The following is a 14,581-nucleotide window of genomic DNA, read 5'->3' as shown; positions in this document are numbered from 1 at the left end:
ATGGTTAGTTTTGAGCAGTAATCTTTGTGTGAATAATAATTTTTTAAACTTATTCTTCTTAATGAAAAAAATATACATACTGTTTCTAGTTTCACTTCTTTCGATAACAACGTATGCTCAAGAATCTGAATTATTAGGGAAGTGGCAATTAGCAACGATAGACAATGTAGATGCAGAAGAAGAATATCCTTTTCCACCATTATTAGAGTTTTTGCCTGATAATAAGATCATCATCAAATTTAGAAATCCTGTTTTTTGGAAATATAAAAACGACACTATTTATATTAAAAACAAAGAACATGAAGAATATAGAAATATGATGACTGTGTTGCATTTGCATAAAGACACGTTAATGGTAAAAAGCTACAGAAAAGAAGACTTAGTATTTAGAAGATTACATAAACCACAAAAAAAAGATCTTTATGGTATTTGGATTGTAAAGGCTCTAGAAAAAGAAGGGGATTTTGATGTATTGTTCAAAGAAAATGGATGGGTTCATTTAAAATCAGATCAAAAAGTATTGCTTGGTAAGCAAGGAGAAGAGAAGCACTTTGATCAAAGCAACTGGCGTATTGATCTAAAAGAGAATGTTTTCTTTTTTGATAGTGATGAAGCCATAGAGATCATACACTTCTCAAAATTTTATTTACTACTTAACTACAAAAATGGTTCTAAAATACTATTGAAGAAAAAATAAAAAAATGTATACATACATTTGTGTTTTGCAAAAATCAGGAGTGAATTTATTATTGTATTAAATTTGACTAACAATGCCGATAAAAAGAAATAGGAATCAAGACGATCAAACTTTGATTGAATTTTACACAGAAAAAACGAAAACTCCATATGGGTTCACAAAAGGTGCAGCAACCCTCATGTTACATTGGATTGAGCGAATTAATGAAGAACTTAAAGAAACAAAAATTTGGGCAGACACTGCTAATCTTCATTTAAACTTACAAAATGTAGACGATTTTTCTGAGAATTTTGTTACCATAGCAACATCGACAGATGAATATCATATTGATTATAAAGTTCCCAGTGAATCCGAACCTTGGGAAAACGCTCGTACAAGAGGAAGCACAAAATCTTTAGATGATGCGATGAAAATGTTAAAAAAAGCAATGATTTATTCTAAAGGCTGGATCGAATCATCTGAACTAAAAACGTATTAAAAAACTACGGATAACAACTCTTGCTAGCCTCTGCTAGCGCCAGTTTGCAACTGGTGATATACAATATAATATCATCCTAAAATAGGTTTACAAACAATCTTCTGAACCCAAAACATTCGCTATCACCTCCCACGATTAGAATATCTGTTAACAAGAAATCTTTCTTATCTATAATTATTGATAACCAATTAGATACACTTGTTACAGGCTGAAAAAGCATAAAAACCTCACCCAAATGTGGAAATCCGTAAAAAACCTAACAAAAGATTGTTGATTTTTGGAAGGATTAATTTTGTACAATAGTGTATACACTATCTGTGATCAAATACAAATGATTGTAAACAGGTACAAATGTTTAATTAGGTAGAGGTGGGTATATATTGTTGTTGCCAGTAATACCATAACAAACATAAAATGAGTTTAACAACAGAAAATTTTAGTTATTCCGCTTTTTTGAGTAGTATGGACTTTGGAGTTTCTACAGGTTCTGGATTTAGACTTGATATTGACGATAATGAATACTTAATAACTGCAAAACACGTAATTATTGATAAAGAGAATAATTTAAGAAGTGATTCTTTTTTATGTACTTCCCAAAATAGTATTGGAGAACCTGAAGAAGCAAAAACAATAATTATCGATTTATCAAAATCTCAAATTAATGAATTTAATGGAGAAGATATTATTATTGTTCAACTCATTAAAGATGTTAACTACAAAATTCAACAAGAGGGGAATAATATCATTTCAGCCCAAGAATCAGACCTATTATCTCTAAATGATATAAGAATTGCTTCTAATGTTATTCAAGTTGGATTCCCATCTTCCCTTTACTTGGAAGGGTTTCAATTTTTTGATATAAATAGACCTTTGTTGAGAAGAGGAATTATTGCTGGAATTCATAGTAAAGAAAATACTTTTATAATCGATTGTCCTGCATTTTATGGAAATAGCGGAGGACCTGTTATTTATCCTTTAGAAAATGGAGAAACTAAAATTATTGGAATAATATCAAGATATATACCATTTGTTACTGAATGGAAAAACAAACACGAAAGACAATTTACTCGTGAAGAATTTTATAATTCGGGATATGCTGTTTGCGTACCTTTAGATTCTATAATTAGTCATATTACTCAAACTAAATCTATTGTAAAATGATTATACCAAGAACTAAAAATCCATCTATAAATAGGATGATTAATCCGAACATCAACAGGATGATTAATCCAAATATCAACAGGATGATTAATCCAAATATCAACAGGATGATTAATCCTAATATCAACAGGATGATTAATCCTAATATCAACAGGATGATTAATCCGAACATCAACAGGATGATTAACCCGAACATCAACAGGATGATTAATCCTAATATCAACAGGATGATTAATCCAAACATTAACAGGATGATTAATCCTAATATTAATAGAAATTACGATGGACTATTCATTTATAATATGTCGTTAACAGCAGTTGAATTTATTGTCCAAGTTAATAATGATTTTATTCAAATATTTAATACCAATTTAGTTAATACAAGATTTGGTGTTAAGCATCAACAAAATGGATACAGTATTTTCGATTTGAATTTAAGATACATTGGACACTTTGAAAGTGATTCTTCTAACGGATACAATGAATTTGGACTGAATAATCAATGGGTCAGCATTATAAAGTAAAAAGTACTACTGGCAACAATGTATAAAAATAATAGCGGTCTTATCGCTAAAACTAAAGTAAGTAAATCTAAAAATGGTCTGTGTATAGCCGAAAAGTTAGTGTGTACAAATCCGCTACTATTCTTATATGAGATGTTAGCCACAAGCCAAACCAAACAATGCAGATGAATGAAATAACCTCTCATATAATCAATATCGACAAAGCCATATGTAAAAACATAGAGAAATTCGATATAGAGGAAAGAGGATTATTATCACAGAATATATTATCTCAACTTAGGAATTTCGTTGAGCACATTGCATTAAAAATTCTTGAAGATGCTCAAAATACAGAATTAAGTAATGATTATGAGAACATCCAAAATGCTATTGAATATATAAAAGCTAGAGGCGATTTAAAATTCTTATCAAAGTTTCACAAACTCTTACAGATTACAGCTTCTCATTATACCCTAAATGAAGAAAGTTCAGAAAGGTTATTACTAAAATACTATGAGTATTTAATAAAAATAAAAACCTTCCTAATGGATACATGTAATTTGGAAGTCCTATATAATCTTGAAGAATTTCCAATTCAAACAGATTCAAATCTTAAAGAATATTATGAGAAAATATCTCAACTTATAAATCAACCTAAAGAAAATCGAGTTAAAAGCGACTACAAAGACAGATATTATATTCAAAAGATAAAACCTTTTTTTATAAATGGTGGAATATATTATGAAGTTACTTTCAAGAGAGCGAACGATTACACTAGCAAGTTTGATAGAATTATAGCGTTTACAAATATTGACATTCTTGGTAATTATGCAGTTAAACTATCCATTAGCATAGACTACATTGAAATTTTAGATAAAAGAATGCCAATTAAAATAATAGATGAATGGGAAGTTTCGATACGACCTTGTGAAATAGACAACTTCGCAAAAATATTTGGAGTAAGCTCTAAAATTAGTAGTGGTAAAGAGTTATACGAGCTAATGAAATACTTAACATCGTCAGGATTAAACTTGATAGAAGTAATAAACTTGAATGATTGGTATTATAATTACGTAAAAAAAACTATAACTGAAAAAGCAAGGGTTTCTCGCATATTCAAACTTTTAGATAAATGTCGAGAAATGAGTAAAAATACAAGTAATGGCTATAATGTTATTAGGTATTTACTACTTAGGCTTAATAATAAAATAATTAAGAAGCAGTATAATCACACTTCTTGTGAGTTATTATCAAATCTAAAACTAGAATATGGCTGCATTCCTTTTGACCAAATGCCGTTTAATTCAGCTTTAATCAATCATAATCCTAAACTTAGCGATCTTTTTGCATCTATAAATGTTGATAATAGAAAACATGAAATCTTAGCTAGACATATTAATAACAATACTGAGCAAAAGGGACAATTATACACTCAAATTAATGAAATTGAAAACTTTAAAAATATAGAAGAGCTAATTGATGAGTGGAATGATAATTTGTATTGGAAACACAAAAATAGACGCATTGAAATTTATAAAAAACATGCATTCATAAAAGGTTATGAAGCCGACACTTATAATATCATAGAAAAATTAAAAGAGGTATCATCAGATGGAATCAAAAATTACAAAAACTCTATAGAATCTTGGCTCCAGTCAACTTCATATAGTATAGATTGTGATGAAAAAAAGTCAGCTCTCAAAAACTTGTTCGAGCATTCTAAAGCTGCTTTGATTTATGGTGCAGCAGGAACAGGTAAATCAACAATGATTAATCATATTTCTAACTTTTTTGATAAAGAAAGTAAACTGTATTTAGCAAATACGAATCCTGCTGTTGACAATTTAAATAGAAACATAAAAGTTGCAAATTGTACTTTTAAAACAATAACAAAATTCTCTTGGAGTCATGAGAATGAATACGATATTCTAATTATTGATGAATGTAGTACAGTCAGTAACTCTGATATGCTTAAGATACTTAATAAGGCAAAATTTAGATTACTTATACTAGTTGGTGACATTTTTCAAATCGAATCAATACTATTTGGCAATTGGTTCAGTCTAATTAAATATTTCATTCCAGAATCATCTGTTTTTGAGCTTGAAAAACCTTATAGAAGTAATAATCAAAATTTACTACGTCTTTGGCAAAGAGTCAGAAATATTGAAGACTCGATTTTAGAAACTTTAACAAAACATCAATATTCTACTACTCTTAACAACTCGATTTTTCAAAGTACAGAAAAAGATGAAATAATTCTTTGTCTTAATTATGATGGGCTTTATGGAATTAACAACATAAACTCATTTCTTCAAAGTAGTAATAACAATAAGGCTTTTGTTTGGGGAACTCATACTTACAAAGTAAATGATCCTATCATTTTTAATGAATCGGGCAGATTTTCACCTTTAATTTATAATAATTTAAAAGGTAGAATTTCCGGTATCGAATTACTTGAAGATAAAATTCAGTTTGACATAGAAGTATTTCTTGTACTTAATGAATTCGATACTGAATGGTACGATTTTGAACTTTTAGATAATGCAGAAAATGGTTACTCTGTCATTCGTTTCACAGTGGATAAATATAAGAGTACAGACGATGACGATGACGACTCTAGTAATATTATACCTTTCCAAGTTGCCTATGCCGTTTCAATTCATAAAGCTCAAGGTTTAGAATATAATTCTGTGAAAATTGTTATCACTGACGAAGTGGAAGAAATGATTTCGCATAATATTTTTTACACGGCAATAACAAGGGCCAGGGAAAAACTGAAAATTTATTGGACACCAGAATCTGAAAAGAAAATTCTTGGGGGTTTCAAAACAAAATTTAATAGAAAAGACTATTCTTTGCTGAAGAAAAAGTATGGTCTGTAGAATGATAAAAACGGCTTATAAGAATGGTAACCGTTGCACAAGCCTTTCATTTTTCTAGGATCTATTTAAGAGGTAAAATTCAGAGGGCTTAAAAAGTCGACTATTAAGTTTGAGAAGTAGTTTTTGACAAAAAAATATTACCCCTTACAGGGTAGGGGGTACCCTCTTGATGACACGGGGTCGATACCGCGCAAAGGTAGTTCGAGGCCGCACTTTGATCCTTTTTACCCATATTTTATCGCTTCGAAGCCATCGATTCACCCTTTTTTCTGATCATTTATGGCCTCGAGGGCATATATTGACGGATATTTTTGATAATTTTTGGGGTGTCGACCCAAAAAGAGGTGGTTCGAACTACCTTTGCGCGGCCTTGAAGTACCTTTATGACCCTTCGAACCATCTGTATGATAGCTCGAAGGATCAAAATAAGGGTTGCAACTACCTCTTTATGGCTCAAAAGTACTTTTATGAAGCGTGCAACTACCTTTGCTTGGGGTATCGACTACTCCGCTCGATCATCATCAATAGCAGGATCACTAGTTACATTTCGTTTAAATAAGACTTTCATATCCTGATAAACGGTTTTGGCTCCTGGTTCGTTCTCACCTGCCAAAAAACGCATCATACGATAAAAGCTTAAGGCATTGGTATAATTATCATGATCCAATAGCGTTTTGGTATCAACTAACTGCTGTGACAGGTTTTGCAATTGTTGTACATGGCTCTCTATTTGATTTCGTGTGGTATAATCACGATCAAACTCTTCTTTGTCCAAAAAACGAGGAACCCAGCTTGGGTGTTGCTCCATATAGTTTTTGGCTTTGTCTACGATCAATTTGTTTTGATTGGCAATACGCCCATATTGCCCTCTTTGATCGGGTGTTAAATTAACGGTTTTGTCTGCCAGTACCTCTTTGATCATTTGCATCCCTTCGGTCAATCTGGTGAGTTCTTCTTGTGTAAAAGTTACACTGATTAGATTTTCTAATGCCATTTGTTTTTGGTTTTAAAATTAATAATGCTGCAAGGATACTGCATCACAGTTTCATTTTTCGGGACTCGCGATTTTTTTTATTTTTTTTTGATGGGATAAACAGTTAAAAATCAATATCGTAATATTGTTTATCTTGCACAAAAACAGTTACTTACGGCAAAACCGTATCCAAAAAAGCACCCTTCTTTAGTATCTTTGGGCATAGGTAATTATAAAAAACAAATACAAGGCAAGATTGATTCTATCATGCGCATCATGATACCTCCCCAAATCATTCTTACCTAGAGTGATAATAATCCATTTGATGTAAGATATAAATGCACATTTAGTAGTATTTTAGGAGATACTAATCTTAAAATATGATATCAAAATGAAAAATCTTATCATCCTATGCAGCATGCTACTTATAGGTATTTTTATCAGTAGCTGCGAGACACAACAGATTAATGATGAAACAGCGATCGAAGACTTACAACAAGACCAATATTATAAAATCGACAAAGAAGAAGTCCAACCTGGTTCGAAAGGGTGATCGATTAAAAAGTGTTTTTTGTTACACTATGATAGCTATACTTCCGGTTGTCTTGTATAGCTATCGTTTTTTGCCAAAGGTTAAAACAGTTACATTTTTAAGCTATCAATGGGATTTTAATGGTTTTACTTCATCTTACTCTTTTTTGTTTGCTTTTTTATCAAAAGTAGCTCCAATTATTTTTATTAGTTTATTCTTTTTGAAACCTAAGCCAATAAATTTTCTAAATAGAAAAATTACTATAAAGCATTTTTTATTTCCGACACTCTTAATTTATTGTTATCAGCTAATTTTTATTGTTGCTCCTGTAGATAAAATAGATGAAGGCTTTTATTCTGAATTAGTAGGTTGGAGTGTCGCTGCGGTTATGTCTTTACTAATTATTTTCTCCAATGAGTACTTCATTATCATATCAAAATTATTTCACTTCTTTTATTTAAAGCTAACACTCAATAAACATCGTCTTAAAATGAAAATTAGAAAGTTAATTTTCTTTATTGTCAAAACTAGAAATAATAAATCACATCATTTAGATCATGAAGTATTTGATAAAGAAATGTGGGAAGTTCTTGACAAAACAAGCAAATAAGAGAATGAGATGAGTAAGGATAAGGTTAAAATTATAGAAAGGTTAAAGAAAAAAGGGTTTATAACTGATAAAGACACTCTTAATGAGTTAATGGCTCTAGCACTAGAAAAAAATAGGAAAGAAGTAGAGAACTCAAAAAAAAATTCCATTGATATTTTGAAATCACAGGATATAATGTCAAGAGATAATTTTTTAAATTTACTTAGTTATAGATTGGAAAACTATTAAATTTATTTCTTAGACGATAGTTTGTTTTCAATAATAACTTCTCTCATTTCGTTCTCAACAATTCTCCATGCTTCTGCTTTTATCAAAGATTTGATTAAAGAGTGTTTTAAGAAAGAAGCTCTTTTATAATCTACATATAATGCAACTTCATCATCTGAAATATCCTTAAACTTTTCTAAAATATTATTTGGAACATTAACTGTCTTATTAATATGATTTGCTTCCGAAAATGAAATATTATTATCGTAATTTTTTAAAATGTTTTTAAACAACTTTTCTTTAGTTTCAGGAATATTACCCCCAGATTCATAGTTTACAATAGTTTTTCTTGTAACACCAAGCAATTCAGCAAATTGTTGCTGTGTCATTTCTCTTTCTATTCTTTCCTTTTTTATATTCAAAACCAATGTAACACTATTAAAATGTAACTATTTAGATATTTAAAAGGGTAATTTTACTCTTTTTTAGTTGTAAAAGAGTAAAATTACTCTTATTTTTGATAAGTTTTTTACTAATACACAAATATATGAAAACAAGGATAACTATTTACTTTTCAAGACCTGTAGTACTATTTCATAATGTATGTTTTAAATCTATTTGATTAGCATATGTCTATAAATAATCGCAAACCAATAAGTGGCCTATTATCCAATTTGCTCAAAAAATCGTTGACAAGGGCAGACTTAATGGCAATAGCAGAAAAATTTGATGTACACCACAATACTATTATCAATATCAGAGATCGTAAAAAGAAAGAACCTGATAAAAGTATTGTAAAGGATATGATCAAAACATCAATACGAGTACAAAAAAATAAGATTAAAACAAGTACAGCGCTAATAACACAACTCGAAGACGAACTAAAAAAGATAAAAACAATGTAATAGAATTTATAAAAAAGTAAGAAGATGAAAATTACCCCAAACCCCGATTTTGAGCAACACGTATTACGGTTACTATCGATTAAACAGTCGAAGTTTAATCAATGTGTACAAGAGCATAGAGGCTATGCATTATTGCTACGCCACTGGATTATAGAAGCGTATCAAAAAGGTACTAGTGTACACGAAGTTGCCACAATGATCTCAAACTCTCACTTATCTATAGATAAGATTAGAGAGGGTAAACCTTTATCATTCAAAGATTGCAATATGTCAATACAACGGTACATACCCCCGACTTTGACGTAGCGAGCATATCGTCAATACAAAAGGGAAGTGCAGGGGGTGTTTAATACCAGTTTTTTTACGCCAAAATGATAGATACCCCTGCTTCCTTTTTTATAGTAACAGTGCAACCCAAATAGGAGTGATCACATGGTTTTTTTAAGTTGATTTTTTGATTGCTCCTATTTTTTAACCTTAAAACCATATGCCGATACAAGACCCGACAACGAGAATACCGCCAGAGGTATTACAAGTGATTTTAAAAGTTCTTAATATAGAACTAGGTGATTTTATGCACAAACTCTTTAATGATGAGCCTCGCGAAGTCATCTTATACGCTAAAATTTATAGTTTATATAACGAATACAGAATCCCATGAAAAACACGTCATGCTGTACTTGATACAGCATCACACAAGCCGATCCAAAAACTATTAACAATAGACCAGAAACTAAAAAACTCAATAATACATTATGATAATAGCTTAAAAATATGCGGTTTTACCACAGCAATAGATCACAAGCATTGTTCTATATTTGCTGCTCTACCCGCAGATTTGTACTAAGCTTTAACGTAAATGATCAAATAACTATTAAAACCTAAAAAGCGAAGACAAATTAAATGAGTATCCAAACAAAATTTTATATACACGATAAGGTGTATAATGTATTAGAATACGAGTTTTCTATCGACCAAAACATTGATTACAGCAATAGACCATGTGCTAAACCTCTCTTTGCAGGATTAGAAATGGTTATCGAGGCTAGTAAAGACAACGTCTTTTTTGAAGAAGCACTAAAATCGTATAACCTTTTGCAATGCAAATTGGTACGCACACTTGTTGCTATGAATGGCAAAAGCCATACATTATACTTGATTGATGCGATTGTAATAAAGTTTACTACGATCTATAAAGCAGATGGTACAACACCTGTTGCCGAAAAGATACAGATTACTGCTGCGGGGTTAAAAGATTCTAATTCTCCCGAAGAATACTCAGCCGGTTGGCGAGTAACCCCATTATTGACAGAACAAGTGGCAGAAGAACAGGAAGAAGAAACCCGAGCCCCGAGAATTGTAGATGGCTATTGGGCATATGATGAGGCAGGACAAGACGTATATCGATATTATGAAGAAAAAGAGAACCGTTTACACTTAGGTGATACCATGTACTTTTGTGTAAAAACTAGAGATATTGATGCAGGTTCACAGATCAAATTACAGTTATTTGATTATGATCAGATTTTTTGGTCTGATTATCTTGATCGTGATACTGATAAATTTCCTAATGATCCTGTGATCAAAACCGTTACCGTAGAAGATACGGGTATGGCAATCTTAAAAATAGAACTACAACACAGTTGGGAGCCTGTTATCAAACAAGAAGACAAAGTAACTTTAGGCGTAGAGGATATAGAACTCTATTGCAAAGCTACCTACAATGGCACTGTTACAGAACTGGCTAATACTGATAAGTACCGATTAAAAGTAACCTATAGTAATCAAGACCTATTTATAAAACCTGCGGTAGAGGGAGTAAAGATGCCTGAGATGTATACTAGCGAGGGTAAACTTGTCTTGTTTGCATTAGGAGCAGCAAAAGATATTGCAGAGGCATATGGTATTACAGGCAAAGTTTCTCACTTCTTGGCCACAAAAATAAAGATCACCACAAAAACCATGATGATATCAGAGGTTAATATGATCAAAAAACATATCTATACCGAGCGGATTGATCTTAGAACCAATATAAGCAAGGGTTTTGGATATGAGGTAACAGAAGCCAGTAATTATGTGATCAAAGATTCGTTTAGCTATATTGATATAGAAGAAAGGATAGAGCATACCAAAAAAGCATTTTCAGATTATTTTAACCCTTTAGATATAGCGAATGGTGCAGTAGCTGTTTTCAATAAAGTAAATGATGTACTAAAGTTCTTAGATTATCTAGAGATGCCCAAAAAAGTACTTGATTTATTACCTGATGAGGGTATGAGTTTAAATATCCCTAACCCTAGTACAGTATATAGCATCTCTAGCACCGCATTATCAACCTCTGCAAAAGTGATACCCGGTCTATCAAGTGCTTTAACAGGTTTTGGAGCGTTATTGTTTGCAACTGATATTATTGCAAATAAAGTAGCGAGTGAAATATTAGGAGACACCAAAGAATTTATCCAAGTTGCATTAGAGAAAGCAAAACAAAATGGTTTATCTTCCGTTAGAACTTTTATGCAGACTGATGGAGCGAAAATATCAAACTATTCACTAGAAACAGATATTTCTCATGAAAATCATTGTGCTGTAATGAATGGTAAAATTAAAACATTAAGTGAATTAATTGACGCTAGAAATGACAAAGGCAATGTTTTTTACACATATATAATTAAAACTCATACAGTGAAAGGAGAGCAAAGATTTTTAATTGATTCAATCATTAAACAATAAATAATGAAACAAATAAAATTAATTATTCTCGTGATATACATATTTGTAACATCTTGTCAATCACAAGAAATCGAGATTACAAAACAGCCAACCGATCTACCTGTTAAAATTTCAATATCTAAAAGCTATAACGATAGTACTATTGTCAACATAATGCTTCCACAAAAATTGTTAGTAAAAAATGGAAGTAACAAAACAAGGTTGGTTCAAACTAGATTAAGCTTATCTGGTGCAAATATATATGGTGAAAAAGGTTCTAGATTATATGCATTTAAAGATTCTTTAGTTTTTCCACCATATAAACAAATATTTTCAGAGAATGAAAAACAAGTATTTTCATTATATGCTAGCTATCAAACTTATTTAACTGATAAAGAAAAAAATCAATTATTGAAAGGGAGTAAACTTGTACAATTAAAACATAAAAAAGAAGTATATGATGTTAATCCTTTAATTGATGTAAATAAGATAATTTCAAAAAAAATTCCAGATAGTCTAAAAGGCTTTATACGTTTTAGTTTATATGATATGCCTTTAGATTCTTCTTCTTATAAAAATATTCCAATAGAATTTTAGCAATTATTATTCAATGTACATTGAATAATAGGTAAATAAAAAAAGATATTACATAACCTTATTACCCTTCTAATAATTATCTGTTGAACAACCACATTGTTTATGTTTTGAGTTTGTGTGGGTTGATTTGATGGATAGATACCCCTACTTCCTTTTTTCGTCATGCTGAAAATGAAACGAGAAATAAAATCAATAAAAAACACGTCATGCTGTACTTGATACAGCATCGCACAAGCCGATCCAAAAAACATTAACAATAAATCAGGAACTAAAAAATTCAATAATGCATTATGATAATAGCTTAAAAATACAAAGCGTGTTCTCACTGCTCACTACTGTATACGCTGTACTAACTTTTCAAAAAAACAAATAAATACCCGTATTAAGGGTAACAAATTGATTACAAGAGACATTAATATAAAGCGACTGTTGTTATTGGAATATGTATAGCAGTTTGATCATGTAGATAATTAGGTATGATAATTGATATCGCACAAAAACTCAAAAAAACATGTATTTTCTTTCAAAAAAGGTGGTTTTTCCCCTGTTGTGCCTATTGTTTGCACCAAAACATAGCTGTATGTTTGATACCTTTTTTAATACAAATCGCTTATAACCAAAATAGTAATTACCAAACACCCTCTCTCAAATGGCATTAGAAACTACTACACAAGTCTATATCTCCGGTACGGCTGTACCCTCTTATGTAAGTTTAACATTAACCCAATCCCTAGACGACCACCACGACCTTACATTGGTGTGTCGTGCTGATGTTGTCGATGGGCTTTCAGGCGAACTGATAGGGGAGAGCAAAGAGCATTTGGGCGCTACCATTACCATTCGTATTGCGCCGAGTATAGACATAGGTAGTTATCGAGAGCTAGAGTTCAAAGGGATTATTACCAGTGTACAAGGCGCAAAAGGATCAGAGTATGGCAAGAGTGATATGGTTACCTTTTATGCCAAAAGCATCTCTATCCTCGCTGATGATGGGGCACATTATGCCTCATTTACCGATGTTGGACTTGCAGAGATTTTAGAGGATACCTTTGGTGAATATGATAGAGGCAAGCTAGAAACCCGATTCTTGCCTACCTCCTCAGATACCATACCTTATGCAGTACAACACAACCAAAGTGCTTTTGATTTTGCCGGTCGATTGGCAGCCTATTACAACCAATGGTTTTATTATGATGGGAGTAAACTGATTTTTGGTGCTCCTAGTGAAGAGGAAACAGAATTACACTATGGTACCGATCTACAGAATTTTACTTTAGCACTTACTACTGTGCCCAATACCTTTCAATATGTTACCAACGATTACCTTACCGATGCGCTACATACCAAAAACAGTAGTGAGGTTATTCCCCCATCAGAGGGGTATCAAGGATTTACTCATCAACGATCAAGTGATACCTTTACCAAACAAACGCAGGTATACCATCACACATATACCGATCAGAGTGTGCAATCACGATTAGACACACAGGTAGAACAGTATACCAAAGCCAAAGCTTTGAAACAGGTACTAGCCAAAGGAGAAAGCGATAACCCCGGGGTGCATCTTGGCGAAGTGATCACTGTAGAAGGATATGGCAGATATCGAGTAACCAAAATTACCCATACCAATACAGAGGGAGGGATTTATAAGAATACCTTTGAGGCGGTAGCAGCAGAGATTACTGTATATCCCAAAATGGATCTCCATAGATTTCCTAAGAGTGAAATGCAAATTGCTACAGTAGTAGAGAACAATGATCCAGAAGGATTAAGCCGAATCAAGGTACAGTTCCCCTGGCAGCAACAGAGTGGGCAAACTACCCCTTGGTTACGTATGATGACCCCACATGCAGGAGCAGACAAGGGCTTTCATTTTCTGCCGGAAACAGGCGAACAGGTCATTATAGGATTTGAAGGGAACCATGCCGAAAAACCATTTGTACTGGGCAGTTTATATACCGGTACAGCCAATGCAGGGGGTTGGCAAACCCAAAACAACGAGATCAAAGCCATACGCACTAAATCAGGACATACCCTAGAGTTCAACGAGATTGAAGGAGCAGAACACATCACCATTACTGACAAAAATAGTAACATCATTCGTATCGATACAGCAAACAACAGTATTGAGGTTTCAGCATCAGAACACATTACCTTCAATGCAAAGAATATTGAGATCAACGCTTCTGAAGAGGTAAAGATCAATGCAGGAACAAACCTGATTGGTAGGGCTACAGAGGATTTATCCCTAAATGCAAAAAATTCTACAGAAACCATTGAAGAAAATAAAACCCTTGTTGCTAAGGAAGTTTTAGAAAATGCAG

General features: G+C 32.1%; 16 protein-coding genes. 14 read left to right on the top strand and 2 right to left on the bottom strand.

Going from position 1 to position 14,581, the window contains the following annotated elements; all coding sequences use genetic code 11:
* Positions 1-61 precede the first annotated feature (61 nt).
* The 5 genes from FHK87_RS18035 (at position 62) to FHK87_RS18015 (ending at position 5,724) form a co-directional block, all read left to right on the top strand.
* Complete coding sequence (locus FHK87_RS18035; protein ID WP_140595173.1) at positions 62-697, top strand: hypothetical protein; 636 nt, start codon at positions 62-64, stop codon at positions 695-697.
* 73 nt (positions 698-770) lie between these two features.
* Positions 771-1,175: a hypothetical protein gene (locus tag FHK87_RS18030; RefSeq protein ID WP_140595172.1), complete on the top strand. Its 405-nt coding sequence runs from the start codon at positions 771-773 to the stop codon at positions 1,173-1,175.
* A gap of 414 nt (positions 1,176-1,589) precedes the next feature.
* Positions 1,590-2,336, top strand: coding sequence for a S1 family peptidase (locus tag FHK87_RS18025; RefSeq protein WP_140595171.1), 747 nt, complete (start codon positions 1,590-1,592; stop codon positions 2,334-2,336).
* Positions 2,333-2,860: a hypothetical protein gene (locus FHK87_RS18020; protein WP_140595170.1), complete on the top strand. Its 528-nt coding sequence runs from the start codon at positions 2,333-2,335 to the stop codon at positions 2,858-2,860. Before FHK87_RS18025 ends, FHK87_RS18020 begins: the two co-directional genes overlap by 4 nt.
* A 164-nt stretch (positions 2,861-3,024) precedes the next feature.
* Positions 3,025-5,724: an ATP-dependent DNA helicase gene (locus tag FHK87_RS18015; RefSeq protein ID WP_140595169.1), complete on the top strand. Its 2,700-nt coding sequence runs from the start codon at positions 3,025-3,027 to the stop codon at positions 5,722-5,724.
* 502 nt (positions 5,725-6,226) lie between these two features.
* On the opposite strand, the gene FHK87_RS18010 is transcribed toward FHK87_RS18015, so the two are convergent.
* Positions 6,227-6,718: a hypothetical protein gene (locus FHK87_RS18010; RefSeq protein WP_140595168.1), complete on the bottom strand. Its 492-nt coding sequence runs from the start codon at positions 6,716-6,718 to the stop codon at positions 6,227-6,229.
* A gap of 370 nt (positions 6,719-7,088) precedes the next feature.
* Between FHK87_RS18010 and FHK87_RS26340 the strand changes: the two genes are divergently transcribed.
* Genes FHK87_RS26340 through FHK87_RS18000 form a run of 3 tightly spaced genes read left to right on the top strand, consistent with a single transcriptional unit; the run spans position 7,089 to position 8,067 of the window.
* On the top strand, positions 7,089-7,250 hold the full coding sequence (locus FHK87_RS26340; RefSeq protein WP_226294314.1) for a hypothetical protein: 162 nt from the start codon (positions 7,089-7,091) through the stop codon (positions 7,248-7,250).
* 28 nt (positions 7,251-7,278) lie between these two features.
* On the top strand, positions 7,279-7,839 hold the full coding sequence (locus tag FHK87_RS18005) for a hypothetical protein (RefSeq protein WP_140595167.1): 561 nt from the start codon (positions 7,279-7,281) through the stop codon (positions 7,837-7,839).
* Between the two features lie 9 nt (positions 7,840-7,848).
* On the top strand, positions 7,849-8,067 hold the full coding sequence (locus tag FHK87_RS18000) for a hypothetical protein (RefSeq protein WP_140595166.1): 219 nt from the start codon (positions 7,849-7,851) through the stop codon (positions 8,065-8,067).
* Positions 8,068-8,069: 2 nt separating this feature from the next.
* On the opposite strand, the gene FHK87_RS17995 is transcribed toward FHK87_RS18000, so the two are convergent.
* Positions 8,070-8,468 carry a helix-turn-helix transcriptional regulator gene (locus FHK87_RS17995; RefSeq protein WP_140595165.1) on the bottom strand — a complete coding sequence of 133 codons (399 nt, stop codon included), beginning with the start codon at positions 8,466-8,468 and terminating at the stop codon, positions 8,070-8,072.
* 207 nt (positions 8,469-8,675) lie between these two features.
* Between FHK87_RS17995 and FHK87_RS17990 the strand changes: the two genes are divergently transcribed.
* From FHK87_RS17990 to FHK87_RS17970, 6 genes are all read left to right on the top strand, one after another.
* Entirely contained in the window at positions 8,676-8,951 is a 276-nt protein-coding gene (locus tag FHK87_RS17990) for a hypothetical protein (RefSeq protein WP_140595164.1), read from the top strand.
* A gap of 24 nt (positions 8,952-8,975) precedes the next feature.
* Positions 8,976-9,257 carry a hypothetical protein gene (locus tag FHK87_RS17985; RefSeq protein ID WP_140595163.1) on the top strand — a complete coding sequence of 94 codons (282 nt, stop codon included), beginning with the start codon at positions 8,976-8,978 and terminating at the stop codon, positions 9,255-9,257.
* 181 nt (positions 9,258-9,438) lie between these two features.
* The gene (locus tag FHK87_RS26335; protein WP_226294313.1) at positions 9,439-9,612 is read left to right on the top strand and encodes a hypothetical protein; all 174 of its coding nucleotides are present in this window, start codon (positions 9,439-9,441) and stop codon (positions 9,610-9,612) included.
* Between the two features lie 242 nt (positions 9,613-9,854).
* Positions 9,855-11,681 carry a type VI secretion system tube protein TssD gene (tssD, locus tag FHK87_RS17980; RefSeq protein WP_140595162.1) on the top strand — a complete coding sequence of 609 codons (1,827 nt, stop codon included), beginning with the start codon at positions 9,855-9,857 and terminating at the stop codon, positions 11,679-11,681.
* Positions 11,682-11,684: 3 nt separating this feature from the next.
* The gene (locus FHK87_RS17975; protein WP_140595161.1) at positions 11,685-12,257 is read left to right on the top strand and encodes a hypothetical protein; all 573 of its coding nucleotides are present in this window, start codon (positions 11,685-11,687) and stop codon (positions 12,255-12,257) included.
* 649 nt (positions 12,258-12,906) lie between these two features.
* The coding region (locus FHK87_RS17970) for a type VI secretion system Vgr family protein (protein ID WP_140595160.1) at positions 12,907-14,581 on the top strand (1,675 nt) is incomplete at its 3' end.

It is taken from the genome of Aquimarina algicola, from assembly GCF_006443095.1.
In the GTDB taxonomy this organism is placed as follows: Bacteria; Bacteroidota; Bacteroidia; order Flavobacteriales; family Flavobacteriaceae; genus Aquimarina; species Aquimarina algicola.
This window is presented reverse-complemented; position numbering and strand designations above follow the sequence as displayed.